The 299-nt window shown below is 72.2% G+C and carries 1 protein-coding gene; it reads right to left on the bottom strand.

The features are described 5' to 3' along the window. On the bottom strand, window positions 1-299 hold a 299-nt coding region (locus VT52_RS34855; protein ID WP_143070990.1), incomplete at both ends, for a condensation domain-containing protein.

Below are 299 nucleotides of genomic sequence, written 5' to 3'. Positions count from 1 at the left end.
GCCGCCTCGGCCGCCTCCCGGTCCACACCCGCCAGCCAGGACAGGTAGTCACCGAAGGGACGCACCGCGGGCAGCACGGCACCGCCCTCGCGGTAGAGGGTGAACAGTTCCCGGAACAGGACGGGCATCGACCAGCCGTCCAGCAGGATGTGGTGGTTGGTCAGGATCAGCCGGTGCCGTTCCTCACCCAGCCGCACCAGCACCCACCGCAGCAGCGGAGGACGCCGCAGATCGAACCCACGCCCCCGCTCCTCCTCCGCGACCGCACCCGCCGCACCCTCCGGATCGGAGCCGGCGGA

This window comes from Streptomyces malaysiense (genome assembly GCF_000980885.2).
GTDB lineage: Bacteria > Actinomycetota > Actinomycetes > Streptomycetales > Streptomycetaceae > Streptomyces > Streptomyces malaysiense.
This window is presented reverse-complemented; position numbering and strand designations above follow the sequence as displayed.